This is a genomic window from Variovorax beijingensis, from assembly GCF_007828835.1.
Lineage (GTDB): Bacteria > Pseudomonadota > Gammaproteobacteria > Burkholderiales > Burkholderiaceae_C > Variovorax > Variovorax beijingensis_A.
This window is the reverse complement of sequence record NZ_VIVL01000007.1, coordinates 285,553-305,845: the sequence shown is the minus strand read 5'-3', so window position 1 is coordinate 305,845 and position 20,293 is coordinate 285,553. Positions and strand designations below refer to the sequence as shown.

The window sequence follows — 20,293 nt, the reverse complement described above, 5'->3', positions numbered from 1 at the left end:
AGGTACGCCAATGAACACGAACCTCGCTGCGCAGAAGGGCTTCCTGCCCGCGGCCGTGCCGGGTTCGGTGGCCACGCACCACTACTTCGACCGCGACTTCGATTGCGCCGCGGTCAAGCTGCTGCCGGCGGAGTACTACGTGACCGATGCCGGCATCCTCTTGACCACGGTGCTGGGCTCGTGCGTGGCCGCCTGCATCACCGACGTGGAGGCGGGCGTGGCGGGCATGAACCACTTCATGCTGCCCGACGACGCCGAGGCGGGCTCGCGCGAGCAGGCCGGCGCCATGCGCTACGGCGCCCATGCCATGGACGTGCTGATCGCCGAGCTGCTGCGCGCGGGCGCGCGCCGCGAGCGGCTCAAGGCCAAGGTCTTCGGCGGCGCCGCGGTGCTGGCGAACATGACCATGCTCAACATTGGCGGGCGCAACGCCGATTTCGTGCTGCGCTACCTCGAGAAGCAGCGCATCACCGTCGTTGCGCAGGACCTGCGCGGCCTGCATGCGCGCCGCGTGTGCCTGCTGCCGGAGAGCGGCAAGGCGGTGGTGCGCAAGCTGCGCGCACCGGTCGATATCCAGGCGGTCCAGCGCGACGAAGGCGAACTGCTGCGCAAATGGTCCGCCACATATGGCAAGGGAAGCTGGATCGCATGAAGAAAATCAAGGTACTTTGCGTCGACGACTCGGCGCTGATCCGCAGCGTGATGACCGAGATCATCAACAGCCAGGCCGACATGACGGTGGTCGGCACCGCGGCCGATCCGCTGCAGGCGCGCGACCTCATCAAGCTGACGAACCCCGACGTGCTCACGCTCGACGTCGAGATGCCGCGCATGGACGGCCTCGAATTCCTCGAGAAGCTCATGCGCCTGCGGCCGATGCCGGTGGTCATGGTGTCGTCGCTGACCGAGCGCGGCTCGGAGATCGCGCTGCGCGCGCTGGAGCTGGGTGCGATCGATTTCGTGACCAAGCCGCGGCTCGGCGTGCGCGATGGCCTCTTGCAATACACCGAGCTCATCGCCGGCAAGATCCGCACGGCCGCCGCGGCGCGGCTGCTGCCGGGCCGGCACGGCGCCTCGGCCAAGGGCGCGGCAGACAGCAACCCGCAGGAGCCGCTGCTGCGCAGCCCGCTCCTGAGCACCGAGAAGCTCGTCATCATCGGCGCCTCCACCGGCGGCACCGAGGCCATCCGCGAGGTGCTGCTGCCGCTGCCGCCCGATGCGCCCGCGGTGCTCATTGCACAGCACATGCCGGCCGGCTTCACGCGCTCGTTCGCGCAGCGCCTGAACGGCCTGTGCCGCATCACCGTGAAGGAAGCCGAGCATGGCGAGCGCGTGCTGCCGGGCTATGCCTACATCGCGCCCGGCGGCTTTCACCTGTCGCTCGGGCGAAGCGGCGCCAACTACGTGGCTCAGCTCGACCAGGAGCCGCCGGTGAACCGCCACCGGCCCTCGATCGACGTGCTGTTCGATTCGGCCGCCAGGCACGCCGGCAAGAACGCGATCGGAATGATCCTCACGGGCATGGGCCGGGACGGCGCCGAAGGCCTGCTGCGCATGAAGCAGGCCGGTGCCTACACCTTCGCGCAGGATGAGGCCAGCTGCGTGGTCTTCGGCATGCCGCGCGAGGCCATCGCATTGGGCGCCGCCGACGAGGTGGCGCCGCTGGCAGAGATGGGGCGCCGCGTGCTGGCCCATCTGCGCACCTTCGGCGAACGCACGAACCGGGTTTGAAAAACGAACTGTTGGAGTTGAAGAATCGTGATTGACAAGAGCATCAAAATTTTGGTCGTGGACGACTTCCCGACCATGCGGCGCATCGTGCGCAACCTGCTGAAGGAACTCGAGTTCCTCAACGTCGACGAGGCCGAGGACGGCGCGGCCGGCATCGAGAAGCTGCGCGGCGGCAACTTCGGCTTCGTGGTGTCGGACTGGAACATGCCCAACATGGACGGCCTCACCATGCTGCAGACCATCCGCGCCGACCCCGAACTGGCCAAGCTGCCGGTGCTGATGGTCACGGCCGAGGCCAAGAAGGAAAACATCATCGCGGCCGCGCAGGCCGGCGCCAACGGCTATGTGGTCAAGCCCTTCACGGCGGCCACGCTCGAGGAAAAGATCACCAAGATCTTCGAGAAGCTCCAGAAAGAGGCGGCCTGACATGACACACGCAGCGCTCGAACCCGCGGAGCACGGGAACACGGCCGAAGAGTTGCTCGGGCGCATCGGGCAGCTGACCCGGCAGTTGCGCGAGGGCCTGCGCGAGCTGGGCCTGGACAAGCAGGTTGCCAAGGCCGCGCAAGCCATTCCCGATGCGCGCGACCGCCTGGGCTACATCGCCTCCATGACCGAGCGGGCGGCGCACCGCGCGCTCAACGCCATCGACCTGGCGCAGCCGCTGCAGGAAGACCTTGCCAGCAATGCCAAGGGGCTGAGCCGGCGCTGGGACGAGTGGTTCGCCAACCCGGTCGAGCTGGACCATGCGCGCCAGCTCGTGATGGACACGCGCGGCTACCTGCAGGACGTGCCGCAGAAGGCCGGCGCCATCAACACGCAGCTGATCGAGATCCTGATGGCGCAGGACTTCCAGGACCTCACGGGCCAGGTCATCAAGAAGATGATGGAAGTGGTCAACGACGTCGAGACCCAGCTGCTGCAGGTGCTGATCGACAACTCGCACCTCGACAAGCACGCCGAGAAACGCCACGAGGCCGAAGCCAGCAGCCTGCAGAACGGCCCGCAGGTGGTGCCGGGCAACCCGGAGGCCGTGACGGGCCAGGCGCAGGTGGACGACCTGCTGGAGAGCCTCGGGTTCTGAGGCTGCGCGGGTCCGCCGGCTTACCATCGGGGCATGACTTCCAGCCCCAAGGCAGACCATGCGCAGAGGCTTGCCGCCATGGTGGCCGCATCGGACGAGTTGATGGCCGCACTGCGAGCCGTCCGTTCGCTCGGACTGCGGTCCTGGTGCATTGGCGCCGGCGCCGTCCGGTCCCTGGTGTGGGACACGCTTCATGGCTTCGAACGGCGCTCGGCCGTCGAAGACCTGGATGTCGTCTACTTCGACGCGGAGGCTGGTCCGGAACATGATGCCAACCTCGAGGCCCGGCTTCGTTCGGCCATGCCGGGCTTTCACTGGGAGGTGACGAACCAGGCGGGCGTGCACCGCTGGCTTGCCGCCGCCCTCGGCCAGGTGGTACCCCCTCTCGCATCTTTGGAAGAAGGCGTTGCGACCTGGCCGGAATTTGCAACCTGCGTCGGCGTCTGGCTGAACGAGGATGAATCGCTGGGCGTGGTCGCGCCGCATGGACTCGATGACCTGTTCGAGCTGCGCGTCCGGCACAACCCCCTGCGGGCGAGTGCTGCAACCTACCGGCAGCGGGTTGAGGCGAAACGGTTCGGCGAGCGGTGGCCGCGGCTTTCGGTCGAATGGCCTCGGGCTCCACACTGAGGAGGGGAAGAAGGATATGACGCTCAAACGCATGGACAACGTCCTTGTCGTTGTCGACGACCTTGAGGCGACCAAGGCGTTCTTCATCGAACTGGGCCTCAAGCTCGAGGGGGAAACGACGGTGGAAGGGCCTTTGATCGGACAACTGATCGGGCTCAAGGATGTCCGCGCCACCCTGGCGATGTTGCGGACGCCCGATGGACAGGGCATCGAGCTGGACAAGTTCCACACGCCCGGCGCGATCAGGTTTGGTCCGGTGGACCCGCCGGTGAACACGCTGGGCATCCGCCGCATCATGTTCGCCGTCGATGACATCGACGCCATGGTCGCGCGCATGCGCGCCCACGGGGCCGAGATCATTGGCGAGATGCAGTACGCGGACAGCTACCGCCTCGCCTACATCCGCGGGCCCGAGGGCATCATCGTCGGGCTTGCCGAGCAGCTCGGGGGAGGCGCGCCCGGCGCATCGAGCCATCGGCAAGATCCCTAAAGCGAATCCTTCAACTTCGCCCGCAGCCGGCTGATCGCCTGGCTGTGCAGCTGGCATACGCGCGACTGGGTCACCTCGAGGATCGCGCCGATCTCGCGCAGGTTCAGCTCTTCCTCGTAGTACAGGTTCAGCAGCAGCTGGTCGCGCTCGGGCAGCGCGGCAATCGCATCGACGAGCTCATGGCGGAAACCCGCCTCGAGCAGCTGCGCGAGCGGATCGTCGCCGCCCAGCCGGCCATCGGCTTGGGCCTGCCGCTCGAGCCAGGGGTTTTCGGCCTCGCCGTCCTGCGCGAAGTCTTCCACGTAGAGCAACTGGCAGCCCTGGATGTCCTGCAGCAGCGACTGGTAGTCGTCCAGCTCCATCTTCAGTTCCCTGGCGATCTCTCCTTCGCTGGCGGAGCGGCCCAGCCGGTGCTCCAGCGCCTGGATCGCCTGTTCCACCTTGCGCGCCGACTGGCGCAGGCCGCGCGAGCCCCAGTCGTTCGCGCGCAGTTCGTCGAGCATGGCGCCGCGGATGCGCTGGCTGGCGAAGGTCTCGAACTGCGCGCCGCGGTTGTCCTGGTAGCGCGTGGACGCGTCCAGCAGGCCGATCATGCCGGCCTGGATCAGGTCGTCGAGCTCCACGCTGGCGGGCAGCTTGGCCAGCATCTGGAGCGCCATGCGGCGCACCATCGGCTGGTGCTGCTTCAGCAGGTGGGACTTCTCAAAGGTTCCCTGCGCGGTGTACACGGCCGCCCCTTTCTTCCTCTTGTGCCACAGCCGATTCCGGCTCCGCTGCCAGCGCCTCGGGCCGCCAGAGCGCGGTGCGGGTGTCCTGCGGCCGCACGGCCGGGCGCCAGGGCCACTGCGCGACGGCGGCGGCGATGACGCGGAAATCCACGGCCGCCGGGCTGGCCGGGAAGGCCTCCACCACGGTGCGGGCGAGGCGCCTGGCATCGGCCAGGTGCGGATCGGCGCGGATCCAGCCGGCCGGCTGTATGGAGACCGCCAGGTAGCGGCTGCCGGTGTCGACCAGGTTGGCCATGGTCTGGCGCGCGGCTTCGGGGTCGGCCACCCCATTGACCAGCAGGCGAAGCTGCCGCAGCGCGTGCGCATAGTGCAGCCGCTTGATGCCCGAATAGGTGGCGGTGATGGAAGCCGGGTGGGGCTGCAGCACCACCACCAGCTCGTCCGCCAGCCGCGCGAGCGGCGACAGGTTGCCGACGGCGTCGAGCGCCGCGTCGACCAGGATCATGCTGCCGTCCCACAGCAAGCGCGGGTCGGTGTGGTCGGGCTGGCCGCCGAGCGGCGCCGGCAGCACGTGCACGCCGCACTCGGTGCGCGCGGCGGCGCCTTCGGAGGTCAGCCGCTGCGAGGCGACGTCGCCCAGCGTTCCGAGCGGATCGGCGGCCCATGCGGCACACGCCGTATCCGGCCCCGGCCCGTGCTCGTCGAGCAGCAGCACGTCCTTGCCCATGTGGGCCAGCGCGGCGCCCAGGTTCATGGCCGCCGTGGTGGCGCCCGGGCGGTTGCCCATGCTTGCGATCGCGATGATGCGTGCGGACGACTGCGCCAGCAGCCGCCGCAGCCCATCGGCTTGATCCGACACCAGCTTGCTCACGTGTCCAGCGCCTCCAGCAGGAAGAACAGCTTGCCCACGCCGGCGTACAGCACGTTGCCCGACACGGGGCGGCCGGGCCGCGCGGGCCGGCCGGTCAGCTGCGACAGCAGCGCGCGGGTGCGGCCGGCCCAGTCGCCGCCGGCCTGCTGCAGGCGCCAGACGGTGGTGGTCACCTGGCCTGCGATGAGCAGGCGCTTCATCATGTGCGGATCGCCCGCCTCGCCAAGCCCGCCCAGCACCGAAAGGCCTTGGCGCAGCAGGCGCAGGCAGGGCTCGGCCTCGGCGGCCCAGCCCTGCCACTGCGCGAGCTGCTGCGACGCGATGTCGCGGCCGATGTTGGTGAGCGCGTAGCTTTGAGCCAGCACCTTGTGGCTGCGCGCATCGGTCAGGCGCGTGGCAATGCAGCGCAGGCCGGGCAGGCCGCCGTCGGTGCGCAGCGTGACGCGCGCCTCGGCCACCGATTGCAGCGCGGCGCGGCCCTTGAAGACCACGGCGCGCGCATCGCCGAAATCGAAGTCCAGGCCGGTCAGCGTGGCGTATTCGCCGGTGCGCGGATCGGTCACCGCCGTGGAGCCCGGCGCGCGCGCCATCCATTGCTGGCGCTGCACCTGCCACTGCAGCATGAGCTCGGCCGCGGGCAGCCGCGGCAGCATGTGCACCACGGCCTTGCCGAAGTCCTGCTGGCGCAACCACTGCACCTGCCGCACGCCTGGCTTGCGCGTGGGGTCGGCGGGGCTGCGGGTCGCGGTGGTCGAGAGCCACTGGTTGGGCGCCGCGAGCGGCTGCCCGCCGCGGTCGGACAGCAGCAGGCTGCCCTGGCACTGGTAGGCATCGCCGCCTTCGTCGGACTTGAGCCCGACCTGGCCGCTGAGCGCCAGCACGTGGGTGTCGCAGCTGGCGCCGATCTCGCTCGCCGCATGCGCCATGAGCGCCTGCAGCACCGCCTTGTGGCTCACGTTCTCGTCGGCGGCCATCCGCCAGAGCGTGCGCGCCTGCTCGAATCCGAGCGGCGCGGCCGCGAGTGCCGAGGCCGCGGCGGCCACTTCCTGCGCGTCGTGCGCCATGGCGCGGATCAGCTGCCGGTACTGCAGCCGCTGGCGTTCGGCCTCCGCGTGGGCCGCGGAAGCCTCGGCATTCGCCGATCCGTCCTGCAGGTCGCCTTCGCCGGGCACGAACAGCGCGCTGCGGCTGTTGGCCTGGAACGCACTGTCCACCAGCTGGGTGCGGTCGGCGCGCATCAGGTTCTCGGGCACCTTCTGGCCGCTGGAGACGTAATGCACCGGCAGGCGGTGGCGGATCACGGTGTCGATCAGCGCGCCGGGATGCGTGGCCTCGTCGACCTTGGTGAAGATGCAGCCCGCGAGATCGCTGCCGCTGCCGTGCCGGTAGGCGTGCACCACCTCGTTGAGCGTGTCGCCATGGCTCGTGGCGTTGAGCAGCAGCAGCCGCTTCACCGGCCGCTGGCTGCTGCAGAGCATCGCGATCTGGTCGGACACGGCGCGGTCGCGCTGGCTCATGCCGACGGTATCGATCAGCACCATGTGCTTGCCCTGCAGGTCCTGCAGCACCAGGTGCAGGTCGGCCGCGTCCTTCACGGCGTAGACCGGCACGTTGAGGATCTGGCCGTAGATGCGCAGCTGCTCGTAGGCGCCGATGCGGTAGCTGTCGGTGGTGACGAGCGCGAGCTTGTCCGCGCCGAAGCGCATCACGCAGCGCGCCGCGAGCTTGGCCGTGGTGGTGGTCTTGCCGACGCCGGTGGGTCCCATCAGCGCATAGACGCCGCCCTGCGCCAGCAGCGCGTCCTCGTCCTCGTGCACCGGCAGCGTGCGGATCAGTTCGGAGCGCACGAAGGCCATGCCCTGGGCGTAGCTCTGGCCCGTGGGCAGGTGCTCCAGCATGGCCTTGGAGAGGCGGGCGCTGAAGCCGGCGCCCAGCAGCGTGCGCAGCAGGCGCCCGCGCATCGGATCGCGCCGCTGCTTCTCGTTCCATGCCACGCCGGCGAGCTGCTCCTCGATCATGCAGCGCATCGAATGGAGTTCGCCGAGCACGCTGTCCGCGGCCAGGGGGGCGGGGGCTGCGGCAGGCGCCGCGATGGAGGCCATGGCGAGCGTGGGAGCCGCCATGGCTGCCGGCAATGGCTGGGGTGCCGGCGGCGCGGCGGCCGCGCTCGCGCGCACTTCCTCCACGTCCTCCTGCACCATGGCCACGATCTCGACGCCTTCGGCGGTCACGCGGTTGGTCAGCACGATGGCTTCGTCGCCGAGCGCCTGGCGCGCGAGGCGCAGCGCTTCCCGGCTGGTGGGCGCGACGAACTTGCGCGCGCTGGTGCGGACGTCTGTCGGGATGTTCAAACTCTTCCTCCGATGGTGGCGGTGATCTTGATGTGGCGGGTGTCAGGAATCTCTGCATGCGAGAGAACCTTGAGCTGGCGGAAGCTGCGGCGCAGGAAGCGCGAGAGCAGCACGCGCAGCGAATGCTGGACGACCAGCACCGGCGCCAGGCCCAGCTGTTCCTGGCGCGCGATGGCCGCGCGGGTCTGCTGCATGAGGCTGTTGGCAAGCCCCGGCTCGATGCCGTTGTTGTTGGTGAGCGCCTGCTGCAGCACGCCGTCGAGCGCGCCGTCCAGGCCGATCACCTGCAGTTCGGAATCGCCCGGGAACAGCTGCTGCGTGATCGCGCGGCCAAGCGCCAGGCGCGTGAGCGAGGTGAGTTCGGCGGCGTCCTTGACGGTGGGCGCGTGCTCGGCCATCACGTCGAGGATGGTGCGCATGTCGCGGATCGGCACCTCTTCGTCGAGCAGGTTCTGCAGCACCTTGTGCAGCGTGCTCAGCGAGATGATCTTGGGCACCAGGTCCTCGGTGAGCTTGGGCGCGGTCTTGCCGATCTGGTCGAGCAGCTGCTGCACTTCCTGGCGGCCGAGCAGCTCGGCGGCGTGGGTCTGAATCAGGTGGTTCAGGTGCGTGGCCATGACCGTGCAGGCATCGACCACCGTGTAGCCGAGCACCTGAGCCTCCTGGCGCAGGCTGGCGTCGATCCACACCGCGGGCAGGTGGAAGGCCGGGTCCTGCGTCGGCGTGCCGGGCAGGGTGCCGCTCACCTGGCCGGGGTTGATGGCCATCCACTGGTTGGGGAAAGCCTCGCCGCGGCCGATCTCGACGCCCTTCAGGCTGATCACGTAGGTGTTGGGCGGGATTTCCAGGTTGTCGCGGATGTGGACCACCGGCGCCAGGAAGCCGATCTCCTGGGCCACCTTCTTGCGGATGCTCTTGATGCGGCCCAGCAGTTCGCCGTTCTGCGTCTGGTCCACCAGCGGGATCAGCCGGTAGCCGACCTCCATGCCCAGCGGGTCGACCAGCGCCACGTCGTCCCAGGTCGCTTCGGGCGCCTCGGCCGACGGCATGGCCGCAGCCTGGGCTGCGGCGGCCTGTTCGGCAGCGGCCTGCGGCGCGCGCCCGAGCATGCGCCGGCCGAGCCACGCCAGGCCGCCCGCGATCAGCAGGAAGGCCAGGTTCGGCATGCCGGGGATCATCCCCATCAGGCCGATCAGGCCGGCCGTGAGGAACAGCACCTGCGGATTGGAGAACAGCTGGCCGGTCAGCTGGCGGCCCACGTCTTCGTCGGTGGTGACGCGCGAGACGATCACGCCCGCGGCGGTCGAGATCACCAGCGCCGGAATCTGCGCCACCAGACCGTCGCCGATGGCCAGCAGCGTGTAGGTCGTGCCGGCGGTGCCGAAGTCCAGCCCGTGCTGCAGCATGCCCACCACCAGCCCGCCGATGATGTTGATCACCATGATCAGCAGGCCGGCAATCGCGTCGCCGCGCACGAACTTGCTGGCGCCGTCCATCGAGCCGTAGAAGTCGGCTTCCTGCGCGACTTCCTGGCGGCGCTTGCGCGCCACCTCCTCGCCGATCAGGCCGGCGTTCAGGTCGGCGTCGATCGCCATCTGCTTGCCGGGCATGGCGTCGAGCATGAAGCGCGCGCCGACCTCGGCGATGCGTCCCGCGCCCTTGGTGATGACCATGAAGTTGATCAGCACCAGGATGATGAACACCATCACGCCGACCGCGAAGTTGCCGCCCACCAGGAAGTGGCCGAAGGCCTCGATCACCTTGCCCGCCGCGTCCGGCCCGGTGTGGCCGTGCATCAGCACCACGCGCGTGGAGGCCACGTTGAGCGACAGGCGCAGCAGCGTCGAGAACAACAGCACGGCCGGGAAGGCCGCGAAGTCCAGCGCCTTCATGGTGTACATGCTCACCAGCAGCACCATCACCGACATCGCGATGTTGAAGGTGAACAGCAGGTCCAGCAGGAAGGGCGGCAGCGGCAGCACCATCATGCTCAGGATCAGCACGATCAGGATGGGACCGGCGAGGCCCTTCCACTGGGTGCCGGAGAACAGCTGCGCCTGCAGGCGCGTGAGGGTGGCCATGGCGTTCATGCGGCGGCAGTCTTCGGCGAGTATTCGAGCGATTCGGGGATCGGCAGGTCGGCCGGCGTGCGCGGCGCTTCACCGCCTTCGCTTTGCCAGCGCTTGAGCTGGTAGACCCAGGCCAGCACCTCGGCCACCGCGGTGTAGAGGCCGGCCGGGATCTCGTCGCCGAGCCGGGTGTGCTTGAAGAGTGCGCGCGTGAGCGGCGGCGCCTCGAGGATCGCGACCTTGTTCTCGCGCGCGATCTCGCGGATGCGCGCGGCCATCAGGTCGCTGCCCTTGGCCACCACGCGCGGTGCGCGCATGTCGTGGTCCACATACTTGAGCGCCACCGCGAAGTGCGTGGGGTTGGTCACCACGATGTCGGCCTTCGGCACCTCGGACATCATCCGCCGGCGCGCCACCTGCTGCTGCTGGCGGCGGATCTGCGCCTTGACGTGCGGATCGCCCTCGCTTTCCTTGTGCTCCTGGCGCAGGTCTTCGCGCGACATGCGCAGCTTGCGGTGGTAGCTCCACAGCTGGTAGGGAACGTCGACCAGCGCCACCAGGAACAGCGCGGAGGCGATCAGTGCGCAGTTGTGCGCCACCAGCACGATCATCTGCGGCAGCGCGGCGCGCTCCGACTGCGCCATCAGTGCCGAGACCTCGTTCACGTTGCCCATGATCACCAGCCAGGCCACGCCGCCGATCAGCAGCGACTTGGCCAGCGCCTTGAACAGCTCCGACAGGGCCTGCGCGGAAAACATGCGGCCCACGCCGGCCACCGGATCGAGCTTGCTGAACTTGGGCGCCAGGGCCTTGGCCGAGAGCAGCCAGCCGCCGAGCATCAGCGGCGCCGCCAGGGCTGCCACCAGCATCATGCCGAACAGCGGCGCAAGCGCGAGCAGCGCCTGCTGGCCCATGAGCCCGGCGCGCGCCAGCATGTGGGAAGGGTCGAATGCCGCGGCGCGGTCGAAGTGCATCCCCTGGGCCAGTGCGCCGCGCAGGGTGGCCCCCAGCGAATCGGCCGTGAGCCACAGGCCGGCGACGGCGGTGCCCAGCAGCACGAAGGTCGCGAGCTCGCGCGACCGCGCCACGTCCCCTTGCTCGCGCGCCTTTTCGAGGCGCTGCGGTGAGGCGGGTTCGGTTTTTTCGAGGTCGCTTTCTTCAGCCATTGATGCTCCGGGCGAGCGTTGGCGACAGCACGCCTGCTCATGGCTGATTGTTGGTTTGGGAGCCTCCGGACAATTGATCGATCAGCGCGGGCATTCGCCCGCTGCTTGGACGATCGGTGCGGCGCCTAGGCGGCCGGGGTGGCGGCGGCCGGGCCGGCGCCGTCCGCGGCGTGCGGCGTGGGCGCGGACGCAGGCATTGGCGCAGGCGGCGCCGCATACGGCATCAGCGGCAGCTGCTCCGCGTCCAGCCGCTCCAGGATGGTGAACAGCAGGTCGCTGCGCACGCTGCCCGCCAGGCGCGGGCTCGGCACATAGGCAATGGCCTGGAAGATGAGCAGGCCGCCCTCGATGCCTTCGAGCGTGAGCGAAGGCGCCGGCGTTTCCAGCACGCTCTCGTGTGCGCGGCATGCGTCCAGGATGAGCTCGCGAACGCGCTGCGCGTTGGTGGTCAGCGGCATCGGCAACCGGATGAGCACCCGACCCTCCGCGTTGGTCAGCGTCATGTTGCGCACGGTCTTCGTGATGAACTCGGAGTTCGGCACGATCACCGTCGAGCGGTCTCCGAGCTGGATCTCCGTGGCACGCACGTTGATGCGCCGCACGTCGCCCTCGGTGGTGCCCAGCACCACCCAGTCGCCCACCTTCACCGGCTGCTCGGCCAGCAGGATGAGGCCCGAGATGAAGTTCTGCACGATGGCCTGCAGGCCGAAGCCGATGCCCACCGACAGCGCGCTGGCCACCCACGCGATGCGCTCGATGCCGATGCCCAGCGCCGACAGCGAGAACGCGACCACCAGGATGCCGCCCACGTAGCCCAGCAGCGTGGTGATCGAGCTCTGCATGCCCGGCTCGAACTGAGTGCTGGGCAGGTAGCTGCGCGCGAGCCAGCGCTTGAACACCCTGAGCACGATGAAGCCGATCACGGCCACGGCCACGGCGCTCAGGATGGCGCCCGGCACCAGCTGGAACTCGCCCACCTTCACGCCGGTGCCGAACTTGCCGCTGCGCTGGAACACTTCGCTGGGACCGGTGCCCAGCGGTGCCGCCAGTGCGATCAGCATGTAGAAGAACAGCGCCACCCGGCTCAGGCCCGAGAGCACGGTGGCGGCCTGGTCGAGCGTCTGCGGCGCCAGCCCGAAGCTCTTCTGCAGTCGCTGGCCGAAGGTGCTGCGCGATGACACGCCGGCCATGAAGACGTCGTCGGCAAACTTGAACAGCACGTAGAAGGCGGCCGCGACGATGCCGCTCCAGGTGAGCTGCGAGGCCAGGAAGCTCGCGAGCGCCACGTAGCCCACGGCCACCAGCACCCAGATGGCCACCATCAGCGCGCCGATGCAGGCCACCAGCAGGCCCACCCACATCGGCCGCTCGGGCGGATCGGCGTCCGGCGCATCGGCGCGCAGCGGCCTCAGTCGATGGAGCACCGCGCCAACGAGCGCAGTGAGCACCAGCGCCGTGAGCACGTGCGTGGCCACCACGGCCGCAAAGCTTGCTTCCACCAGCGCGTTGATCTCCACCGGTGCCCAGGCCAGCGCCGCCACCGCCGCAACCAGCCAAGGCAGCGGCGCCAGGCGCGTGGCCATGGCGTCGGGTATCGGCGGCAGCCGCCACGACGGCCGCCGCGTGGCCAGCAGCCCGCGGCCCAGCCCGATGACGAAGGCCATGAACACCAGCGCCTGCGCCATCGAACGCATCGCCTTGCGCGCCTGCGGCTCCCAGGTGGCGTATTCCTCGAGCACCCACACGAAGCCGTGCGCCGCCACGGCCACCAGCAGCACGTGGCTCGCGACGATGGCAATCACCAGCAGCGAACGCCGCAGCCGGCCCGCCGGCAGCAGCCGCGCGGCGATCCGCGTCAGCAGATGCTCGGCCACCCAGTTGCCGAGCACCGCGAACAGCACCGCCAGGAGCAGCGCCCAGAGCACCGCCATGCGCGGGCCTTGCTGCATGGCCTGCGAGAACCCGTCGCGCAGGTCGGAGGCCATGGCCTGCAGGCGCGCCAGGTCGCTCGGCCAGGCTTCCTGCAGGTCGCGCCAGAACTCGCCGGTGAGCGGCGAGGGCGCGCGCTCGGTGATCTGTGCCTCGAAAAGCGCGCGGCGCTGGGTCACCAGTTCGGCGGCACGCTGCCGCACGTCGATGGCCAGCAGCCGAGCGAGCCGGATGTCGGCGTCCAGCGCGTTGCGCTCCTTCGTGAGGCGGGCGCGCTGGCGCGTGATGTCGGGGTCTTCGGTGGCGCCCGCGGCCGGCGGATTGCCGAGCTCGCCGAGGCGGGCGTTCAGGTCGGCCAGCTCGCCGGTGCGCGCGGCAACGAACTTGTCGGCCTGTGTGCCGATGTCGTTGATCTGTGCGAGCAGCTGGCGCAGGTCCCCGGTGGAATCGGCATCGGTGCTGATCTTGGCGAACTGTGCGCGCAGCTCGGCCACCGTGGGTTCGGGCGTCGGGGCCGCGGCAGCAGCGGCGATGGTGCCGCCGACGCCGCTGGTGCCCGGCTGGGCCGTCGCGGCGCCGCACATCAGCAGCAGGGCGGCCAGGCAGAAGGCCATCAGGCGGGGGATCGAACGCATGGCTGCCATCATAGAAGGCGCCATTTGCGGCCCGCGGCGGGGGGCGTGACAGCGTGTGTCTGCCGGGCCGCGCCGGCGGGAAGCGGTCAACCGGCCGGGCTGAACAGGTCGACCCGATCGGTGATGATGCCGTCGGTGCCCAGTTCAATGAGCCGCTGCGCGGCCCATTCGTCATTGACGGTGTAGCTCAGCGCGCGCATGCCCGCGCCGTGCACTTGCGCCACGGTGGCGGCGTCCCAGAGCGCGTGGTTGCAGACGACCGCGGCGCAGTCCAGGCCGGTGGCCGCGGCCAGCCAGCCGTCGCGCAGCGTGTCGAGCAGGAGCCCGCGCGGCAGCCCGGGCTGGACCGCCTTCGCTCCCGCCAGCGATTCGGCCTGGAACGAGGTGAGCAGCGGCGGTATGGCCGCGCCCTGCCACAGCCGGGCCGCCAGCCGCGCCACCGCTTCGCCGGTTTCGCGCTCGGTGCCCGGCGTGGGCTTGATCTCGATGTTGAGCAGGTGGCCGTTGGCCAGGCAGAAGCGCGCGAGGTTCTCCAGCGTGGCGAGCGGTTCGCCCGCGAAGGCGCGCGAATGCCAGCCGCCGGCGTCGAGCTGAGACAGCGCGCTCCAGGGCTGCGCACCACCGGTGCCGCGGCCGTTGGTGGTGCGCTCGAGCGTGGCGTCGTGCATGAGGAAGGCCACGTCGTCGGCGCTGAGCTTCGCATCGCACTCGAACATGCGGTAGCCGTGCGCCGCGCCAAGCCGGAAAGCGGCCAGTGTGTTCTCGGGCGCCAGCCTGCCGGCGCCGCGGTGCGCGATCCAGCGCGGATAGGGCCAGGGTTTCATCAGTGCTGGCATCGTTCAGTCGGCCCGCTTGCCGGAGCCGGCATCGAACCAATGCAGCTTGTCCTCGCGCGCCGCGATCTTCACGGTGTCGCCCGCGACCGGCGGATGGTCGCTTTCATCGGTGCGCATGATGATCTGCTCGTCGCCGATGCGGCCGTACACCAGCCGCTCGGCGCCCAGCAGCTCGACCGATTCGACCTGCACCGACCAGCCGCTTTCGTCCAGCGTCAGGTGCTCGGGGCGGATGCCCAGGATCTGGCCGGGCCGCACGCCCGGCGCGTGCTGCAGCAGGTTCATCGGCGGCGAGCCGATGAAGCTGGCAACGAAGGTGGTGGCGGGCCGGTTGTAGACCTCTTCGGGCGTGGCGAACTGGTCCATCACGCCGGCGTTCATCACGATGATGCGCTGCGCCAGCGTCATGGCCTCGACCTGGTCGTGCGTGACGAACAGCGAGGTGATGCCGAGTTCGCGGTGCAGCTTCTGGATCTCGATGCGGGTCTGCGCGCGCAGCTTGGCGTCGAGGTTGGACAGCGGCTCGTCGAACAAAAACACCTGCGGCTGGCGCACGATGGCGCGGCCCATGGCCACGCGCTGGCGCTGGCCGCCCGAGAGCTCGCGCGGCTTGCGCTCGAGCAGGTGGCCCAGCTCGAGGATCTTGGCCGCCTTGTCGACGCGGGTCTTGATCTCGGGCACCGGCACCTTGGCGATCTTCAGGCCGTAGGCCATATTCTTGAACACGCTCATGTGCGGATAGAGCGCGTAGTTCTGGAACACCATGGCGATGTCGCGCTCGGAGGGTTCGAGGTTGTTCACCACGCGCCCGCCAATGGAGATTTCGCCGGCCGAGATTTCCTCGAGGCCGGCCACCATGCGCAGCAGGGTGGACTTGCCGCAGCCCGAAGGGCCGACGATCACGATGAATTCATGGTCGGCGATCTCGGCGCTCACGCCGTGGATGACCTGGTTGGCTTTCGGCCCGTGGCCGTAGCGCTTGATGACGTTGCGTAGGGAGAGAGCTGCCATTTGTTATTTCTCGGTATCCACAAGACCCTTGACGAACCACTTCTGCATCAGCACCACCACCAGCGCGGGCGGCAGCATGGCGAGGATGGCGGTGGCCATCACCACGTTCCATTCGTTCTGGCTGTCGCCGCCGGCAATCATCCGCTTGATGCCGACCACCACGGGGTACATGTCTTCGCCGGTGGTGGCGAGCAGCGGCCAGAGGTACTGGTTCCAGCCGTAGATGAACTGGATCACGAACAGCGCCGCAATCGACGTTTTCGACAGCGGCAGCAGCACGTCGAAGAAAAAGCGCATCGGGCTTGCGCCGTCCATGCGCGAGGCCTCGGTGAGCTCGTCGGGCACCGTCAGGAAGAACTGGCGGAACAGGAAGGTGGCCGTGGCCGACGCGATCAGCGGCACCGTGAGGCCCGCGTAGGTGTTCAGCATGTTCAGGTCGGACAGCACCTTGTAGGTGGGCAGGATGCGCACCTCCACCGGCAGCATCAGCGTCACGAAGATGGCCCAGAAGCAGATCTTCTTGAACGGGAACCGGAAGTAGACGATGGCAAAGGCCGACAGCAGCGAGATGGAAATCTTGCCGATGGAGATCACCAGCGCCGTCACCAGGCTCACCCACATCATGTGGGCCACGGGCGCGTTGGAGCCGCTGCTGGTTTCGCGCCCGAAGAGCGCGCCCTTGTAGCTGTCCAGCATGTTGCTGCCGGGCAGCAGCGGCATCGGCGCCTGCACGATCTCCTGCGCCGTGTGCGTGGACGCCACGAAGGCCAGGTAGAGCGGGAAGGCGACGATGAACACGCCCAGGATCATCACCACATGGGCCAGGATGCCGTGGGTGCCGCGTTTCTCAACCATGGAACGCCTCCGCCAGATTCTTGTCTTGCTTCATCAGTATTGAACCTTCTTCTCCACGTAGCGGAACTGGATCACGGTGAGCGCCACCACGATCACCATCAGCACCACCGACTGCGCCGCCGAACCGCCAAGGTCCATGGCCTTGAAGCCGTCGTAATACACCTTGTAGACCAGGATGGCCGTGTCCTTGCCCGGGCCGCCCTGGGTGGCCGCATCGACGATCGCGAAGGTGTCGAAGAAGGCATAGACCACGTTGATCACCAGCAGGAAGAAGGTGGTGGGCGAAAGCAGCGGGAACTGCACGGTCCAGAAGCGGCGCCACGGGCGCGCGCCGTCGATGGCGGCGGCCTCGATGAGCGACTTGGGAATCGACTGCAGCCCGGCCAGGAAGAACAGGAAGTTGTACGAAATCTGCTTCCACACCGAGGCCATCACGATCAGCGTCATGGCGTGGCCGGAGTCCAGCAGGTGGTTCCAGTCGATGCCGATCTTGCCGAGCGCATAGGCCACCACGCCCAGCGACGGCGAGAACATGAACACCCACAGCACGGCCGCCACCGCGGGCGCCACGGCGTAGGGCAGGATCAGCATGGTCTTGTAGAAGGTGCCGCCGCGCGTGATGCGGTCGGCAAACACCGCGAGCCCGAGCGACAGCGTGATGCCGATGCCCGCCACCAGCACCGAGAACAGGGCGGTGGTCTTGAACGACTCCACATAGCTCGGATCGCTGAATATCTGGCGGAAGTTGTCGAGCCCGACGAACTCCACCGACGTGCCGAAGGCGTCCTGCTGCTGCAGCGACTGCAGTAGCGCCTGCGCCGCCGGCCAGAAGAAAAACACGAGGATCACCGCCATTTGCGGCGTCAGCAGCAGCCAGGGCAGCCAGCCCGAGCGAAAGAAAACGCGTTTTTCCATGAACCCTCTGCATAAAAAATCCCGCCTGGCCCGCTCTTGCGCACGAGCGAACGGGGGCGGGCGATATTAGCCGGACCCGCGGGCCCGGCCGTTAATCGTTAGCTTTTGTTGGCTTTCTGGAAGCGTTCCAGCTGCTCGTTGCCGCGCGTGACGATCGAATCGAGGGCTTCCTTGGCGGTCTTCTTGCCGCTCCAGACCTGTTCGAGCTCTTCGTCCTCGATGGCGCGCACCTGCACGTAGTTGCCCAGGCGGATGCCGCGGCTCTTGTCGGTGACCTTGCGGATCATCTGCGTGACGGCCACGTCGGTGCCGGGGTTCTGCTTGTAGAAACCCGATTCCTCGGTGAGCTTGTAGGCCGCCGTGGTCACCGGCAGGTAGCCGGTGCGCTTGTGGCTGGCCGACTGCACTTCAGGCGTCGAGATGAAGCTGAAGAACTTGGCCACGCCCTTGTATTCGGCCGGCTTCTTGCCCGACATCACCCAGAGGCTGGCGCCGCCGATCACCGTGTTCTGCGGTGCGCCGGGCACATCCGGGTAGTAGGGCAGGGGAGCGACCGCATAGGCGAACTTGGCGTTCTTGGCGACGTTGCCGTAGAAGCCGGACGAGGTGTTGATCATTGCGCACTCGCCCGAGACGAACGAGGCTTCCGGCACGTTGCCGCGGCCCTTGTAGATGAAGAGGCCCTGCTTGGCCATGTTGGCCAGGTTCTCGATGTGGCGCACGTGCAGCGGCGAATTGATCTTCATGCGGGCGTCGAGCCCGGCCAGCCCGTTGCTCTTGGTCGCGAACTCGACGTTGTGCCAGGCCGAGAAGCTCTCCAGCTGCGTCCAGCCCTGCCAGGCGGTGGTGAACGGGCACTTGTGGCCGCTGGCCTTCAGCTTGGCTGCGGCGGCCGTCACCTCGGGCCAGGTCGCGGGCAGCTTGGCGGTGTCGATGCCGGCGGCCTTGAAGGCGTCCTTGTTGATATAGAACACCGTGGTCGAACTGTTCAGCGGGAAGCTCAGCATCTGGCCGTTGGGCGCGGTGTAGTAGCCGGCCACGGCGGGGATGTAGGCGGCCGGATCGAACTTCTCGCCCGCGTCCTTCATCACCTGGCCCACCGGCACGATGGCGCCCTTGCTGGCCATCATGGTGGCGGTGCCCACTTCGAACACCTGCAGGATGTGCGGTGCGTTGCCGGCGCGGAAGGCGGCAATGGAGGCCGTCATCGATTCGTCGTACGTGCCCTTGTAGGTCGGCACGACCTTGTATTCCTTCTGGCTCTCGTTGAACTGCTTGGCCAGATCGTTGACCCACTCGTTGTTGACGGCAGTCATGGAATGCCACCACTGGATCTCAGTCTGGGCATGTGCCACATTGAACAGCGTGGTGGCGGCCAGCGCCGATGCCAGCGCGAGCGTCTTGAATCGCATGAAGACTCCTGATGGGAAAATGGAAGCGCGGATGCTAGGCCATGTGGATGACACGGCCGCGTCACATTTGCGCACGGACTGTTGCTAATTTCCAATCGGGAAAACCCCTTTGGCGCAGGGCTTCCCACGGGGTGCGCGCCTTCATGCTGCGGCGCAGCATGCTAGCATCGACCTCCCCCTTTTTTCGGCCTAGCCTGTTGCCGCGGCCGGGGCTTCCGCGAGTACGCCATGAGCAGCAAAACCTCCCTCGACAAAAGCCGGATCAAGTTCCTTCTGCTCGAGGGCATCCATCCTTCGGCGGTGGAGGTCCTGCGCGCTGCGGGCTACACCAACATCGAGACGCTGCCGGGTGCGCTGCCCGATGCGGAGCTCAAGGCCAAGATCGCCGACGTCCACTTCCTGGGCATCCGCTCGCGCACGCAGCTCACGGCCGAGGTCTTCGCGGCTGCCCACAAGCTGGTGGCGGCGGGGTGCTTCTGCATCGGCACCAACCAGGTCGACCTGGAGGCCGCGCGCGAACACGGCGTGGCGGTGTTCAACGCGCCGTACTCCAACACCCGTTCGGTGGCCGAGCTGGTGCTGGCCGAAGCCATCCTGCTCTTGCGCGGCGTGCCCGAGAAGAGCGCGGTCGCGCACCGCGGCGGCTGGCTCAAGTCGGCCGAGAACGCCTTCGAGATCCGCGGCAAGACGCTCGGCATCGTGGGCTACGGCTCCATCGGCGCCCAGCTGTCGGTGCTCGCCGAGGCGCTGGGCATGAAGGTGGCCTTCTACGACGTGGTCACCAAGCTGCCCCTGGGCAATGCGCACCAGGTGCGCGAACTGCACCAGTTGCTGGCCCAGAGCGACATCGTGACCCTGCACGTGCCCGAGACGCAGGCCACCCAATGGATGATCGGCGCGGCCGAAATCGCCGCCATGAAGCCCGGCGCGATCCTGATCAACGCCTCGCGCGGCACGGTCGTCGCGATCGAGCCGCTGGCCGAGGCGCTGAAGCAGAAGAAGCTGCTGGGCGCCGCGATCGACGTGTTCCCGGTCGAGCCGCGCACCAACAAGGACGAGTTCCAGTCGCCGTTGCGCGGGCTCGACAACGTCATCCTCACGCCCCACATCGGCGGCTCGACGATGGAGGCGCAGGCCAACATCGGCCTGGAGGTGGCGGAGAAGCTGGTGAAGTACAGCGACAACGGCACCTCGACCTCGTCGGTCAACTTCCCCGAGGTGGCGCTGCCGGCCCACCCCGGCAAGCACCGGCTGCTGCACATCCACCGCAACGTGCCCGGTGTGCTGTCGGAGATCAACAAGATCTTCTCGGACAACAACATCAACATCTCCTCGCAGTTCCTGCAGACCAACGAGAAGATCGGCTACGTGGTGATGGACATCGATGCAGCCTATTCCGACCTGGCGCTGGAAAAGCTGGCCAAGGTAAACGGCACGATCCGCAGCCGCGTGCTGTTCTAGGAAGGCACTCCCGGTCGGTCTTCCTCCCTCTCCCTCCGGGAGAGGGCCGGGGTGGGGCCGGCTGCGCCGCACCGCCTGCCGGGCGCCCAACCCAAGGGTAACGCCACCCGCCCGAGGCA

Annotated in this window: 18 protein-coding genes; 7 read left to right on the top strand and 11 right to left on the bottom strand. The window is 68.2% G+C overall.

The genetic code is table 11. The features are described 5' to 3' along the window. Window positions 1-10: 10 nt before the first annotated feature. The 6 genes from cheD to FB547_RS21395 all read left to right on the top strand — a co-directional run bounded on the left by cheD (window position 11) and on the right by FB547_RS21395 (window position 3,935). Window positions 11-652: a chemoreceptor glutamine deamidase CheD gene (gene cheD / locus FB547_RS21420; RefSeq protein ID WP_145745697.1), complete on the top strand. Its 642-nt coding sequence runs from the start codon at window positions 11-13 to the stop codon at window positions 650-652. Next, window positions 649-1,731, top strand: a complete 1,083-nt coding sequence (locus FB547_RS21415; protein ID WP_145745696.1) for a chemotaxis response regulator protein-glutamate methylesterase — start codon at window positions 649-651, stop codon at window positions 1,729-1,731. The genes cheD and FB547_RS21415 overlap by 4 nt, the downstream gene beginning before the upstream one ends. A 30-nt stretch (window positions 1,732-1,761) precedes the next feature. Then, window positions 1,762-2,157: a chemotaxis response regulator CheY gene (gene cheY, locus FB547_RS21410; RefSeq protein ID WP_026284205.1), complete on the top strand. Its 396-nt coding sequence runs from the start codon at window positions 1,762-1,764 to the stop codon at window positions 2,155-2,157. Between the two features lies 1 nt (window position 2,158). Further along, entirely contained in the window at window positions 2,159-2,815 is a 657-nt protein-coding gene (gene cheZ / locus FB547_RS21405) for a protein phosphatase CheZ (protein ID WP_124956710.1), read from the top strand. A 78-nt stretch (window positions 2,816-2,893) separates the two neighbouring features. Continuing rightward, complete coding sequence (locus FB547_RS21400) at window positions 2,894-3,445, top strand: nucleotidyltransferase family protein (protein ID WP_145745731.1); 552 nt, start codon at window positions 2,894-2,896, stop codon at window positions 3,443-3,445. A gap of 16 nt (window positions 3,446-3,461) precedes the next feature. Then, window positions 3,462-3,935: a VOC family protein gene (locus FB547_RS21395; protein ID WP_145745695.1), complete on the top strand. Its 474-nt coding sequence runs from the start codon at window positions 3,462-3,464 to the stop codon at window positions 3,933-3,935. On the opposite strand, the gene FB547_RS21390 is transcribed toward FB547_RS21395, so the two are convergent. The 11 genes from FB547_RS21390 to ugpB form a co-directional block, all read right to left on the bottom strand. After that, on the bottom strand, window positions 3,932-4,663 hold the full coding sequence (locus FB547_RS21390) for an RNA polymerase sigma factor FliA (RefSeq protein WP_145745694.1): 732 nt from the start codon (window positions 4,661-4,663) through the stop codon (window positions 3,932-3,934). The two genes, FB547_RS21395 and FB547_RS21390, sit on opposite strands and share 4 nt — an antisense overlap. Beyond that, window positions 4,638-5,534 (bottom strand): MinD/ParA family protein, encoded by an 897-nt coding sequence (locus tag FB547_RS21385; RefSeq protein WP_145745693.1) that lies wholly within the window; start codon window positions 5,532-5,534, stop codon window positions 4,638-4,640. The genes FB547_RS21390 and FB547_RS21385 overlap by 26 nt, the downstream gene beginning before the upstream one ends. Next, window positions 5,531-7,885, bottom strand: coding sequence for a flagellar biosynthesis protein FlhF (gene flhF, locus FB547_RS21380; RefSeq protein WP_145745692.1), 2,355 nt, complete (start codon window positions 7,883-7,885; stop codon window positions 5,531-5,533). Before flhF ends, FB547_RS21385 begins: the two co-directional genes overlap by 4 nt. Beyond that, entirely contained in the window at window positions 7,882-9,975 is a 2,094-nt protein-coding gene (gene flhA / locus FB547_RS21375) for a flagellar biosynthesis protein FlhA (protein WP_145745691.1), read from the bottom strand. Before flhA ends, flhF begins: the two co-directional genes overlap by 4 nt. Further along, window positions 9,972-11,120, bottom strand: a complete 1,149-nt coding sequence (gene flhB / locus FB547_RS21370) for a flagellar biosynthesis protein FlhB (RefSeq protein ID WP_145745690.1) — start codon at window positions 11,118-11,120, stop codon at window positions 9,972-9,974. Before flhB ends, flhA begins: the two co-directional genes overlap by 4 nt. 125 nt (window positions 11,121-11,245) lie before the next feature. After that, the gene (locus FB547_RS21365) at window positions 11,246-13,696 is read right to left on the bottom strand and encodes a DUF3772 domain-containing protein (protein WP_145745689.1); all 2,451 of its coding nucleotides are present in this window, start codon (window positions 13,694-13,696) and stop codon (window positions 11,246-11,248) included. 74 nt (window positions 13,697-13,770) lie between these two features. Next, on the bottom strand, window positions 13,771-14,520 hold the full coding sequence (gene ugpQ / locus FB547_RS21360) for a glycerophosphodiester phosphodiesterase (protein WP_145745688.1): 750 nt from the start codon (window positions 14,518-14,520) through the stop codon (window positions 13,771-13,773). Between the two features lie 3 nt (window positions 14,521-14,523). Beyond that, complete coding sequence (locus FB547_RS21355) at window positions 14,524-15,531, bottom strand: sn-glycerol-3-phosphate import ATP-binding protein UgpC (RefSeq protein ID WP_145745687.1); 1,008 nt, start codon at window positions 15,529-15,531, stop codon at window positions 14,524-14,526. A 3-nt stretch (window positions 15,532-15,534) separates the two neighbouring features. Then, the gene (ugpE, locus tag FB547_RS21350; protein WP_145745686.1) at window positions 15,535-16,386 is read right to left on the bottom strand and encodes a sn-glycerol-3-phosphate ABC transporter permease UgpE; all 852 of its coding nucleotides are present in this window, start codon (window positions 16,384-16,386) and stop codon (window positions 15,535-15,537) included. 33 nt (window positions 16,387-16,419) lie between these two features. Next, window positions 16,420-17,301: a sn-glycerol-3-phosphate ABC transporter permease UgpA gene (gene ugpA / locus FB547_RS21345; protein WP_015866909.1), complete on the bottom strand. Its 882-nt coding sequence runs from the start codon at window positions 17,299-17,301 to the stop codon at window positions 16,420-16,422. A 98-nt stretch (window positions 17,302-17,399) separates the two neighbouring features. Next, the gene (gene ugpB, locus FB547_RS21340) at window positions 17,400-18,713 is read right to left on the bottom strand and encodes a sn-glycerol-3-phosphate ABC transporter substrate-binding protein UgpB (protein WP_145745685.1); all 1,314 of its coding nucleotides are present in this window, start codon (window positions 18,711-18,713) and stop codon (window positions 17,400-17,402) included. Window positions 18,714-18,941: 228 nt separating this feature from the next. Between ugpB and serA the strand changes: the two genes are divergently transcribed. Next, a complete protein-coding gene (serA, locus tag FB547_RS21335) occupies window positions 18,942-20,174 on the top strand; it encodes a phosphoglycerate dehydrogenase (RefSeq protein WP_145745684.1) in 1,233 nt (410 codons plus the stop codon). Window positions 20,175-20,293 lie beyond the last annotated feature (119 nt).

What these genes read in the sequence shown, in the direction of transcription:
- cheD (WP_145745697.1), top strand. Translation starts at nt 11, where the DNA reads ATGAACACGAACCTCGCTGCGCAGAAGGGCTTCCTGCCCGCGGCCGTG.
- FB547_RS21415 (WP_145745696.1), top strand. Translation starts at nt 649, where the DNA reads ATGAAGAAAATCAAGGTACTTTGCGTCGACGACTCGGCGCTGATCCGC.
- cheZ (WP_124956710.1), top strand. Translation starts at nt 2,159, where the DNA reads ATGACACACGCAGCGCTCGAACCCGCGGAGCACGGGAACACGGCCGAA.
- FB547_RS21400 (WP_145745731.1), top strand. Translation starts at nt 2,894, where the DNA reads ATGGTGGCCGCATCGGACGAGTTGATGGCCGCACTGCGAGCCGTCCGT.
- FB547_RS21395 (WP_145745695.1), top strand. Translation starts at nt 3,462, where the DNA reads ATGACGCTCAAACGCATGGACAACGTCCTTGTCGTTGTCGACGACCTT.
- flhA (WP_145745691.1), bottom strand. Translation starts at nt 9,975, where the DNA reads ATGAACGCCATGGCCACCCTCACGCGCCTGCAGGCGCAGCTGTTCTCC.
- flhB (WP_145745690.1), bottom strand. Translation starts at nt 11,120, where the DNA reads ATGGCTGAAGAAAGCGACCTCGAAAAAACCGAACCCGCCTCACCGCAG.
- FB547_RS21365 (WP_145745689.1), bottom strand. Translation starts at nt 13,696, where the DNA reads ATGATGGCAGCCATGCGTTCGATCCCCCGCCTGATGGCCTTCTGCCTG.
- ugpQ (WP_145745688.1), bottom strand. Translation starts at nt 14,520, where the DNA reads ATGCCAGCACTGATGAAACCCTGGCCCTATCCGCGCTGGATCGCGCAC.
- FB547_RS21355 (WP_145745687.1), bottom strand. Translation starts at nt 15,531, where the DNA reads ATGGCAGCTCTCTCCCTACGCAACGTCATCAAGCGCTACGGCCACGGG.
- ugpE (WP_145745686.1), bottom strand. Translation starts at nt 16,386, where the DNA reads ATGGTTGAGAAACGCGGCACCCACGGCATCCTGGCCCATGTGGTGATG.
- ugpA (WP_015866909.1), bottom strand. Translation starts at nt 17,301, where the DNA reads ATGGAAAAACGCGTTTTCTTTCGCTCGGGCTGGCTGCCCTGGCTGCTG.
- ugpB (WP_145745685.1), bottom strand. Translation starts at nt 18,713, where the DNA reads ATGCGATTCAAGACGCTCGCGCTGGCATCGGCGCTGGCCGCCACCACG.
- serA (WP_145745684.1), top strand. Translation starts at nt 18,942, where the DNA reads ATGAGCAGCAAAACCTCCCTCGACAAAAGCCGGATCAAGTTCCTTCTG.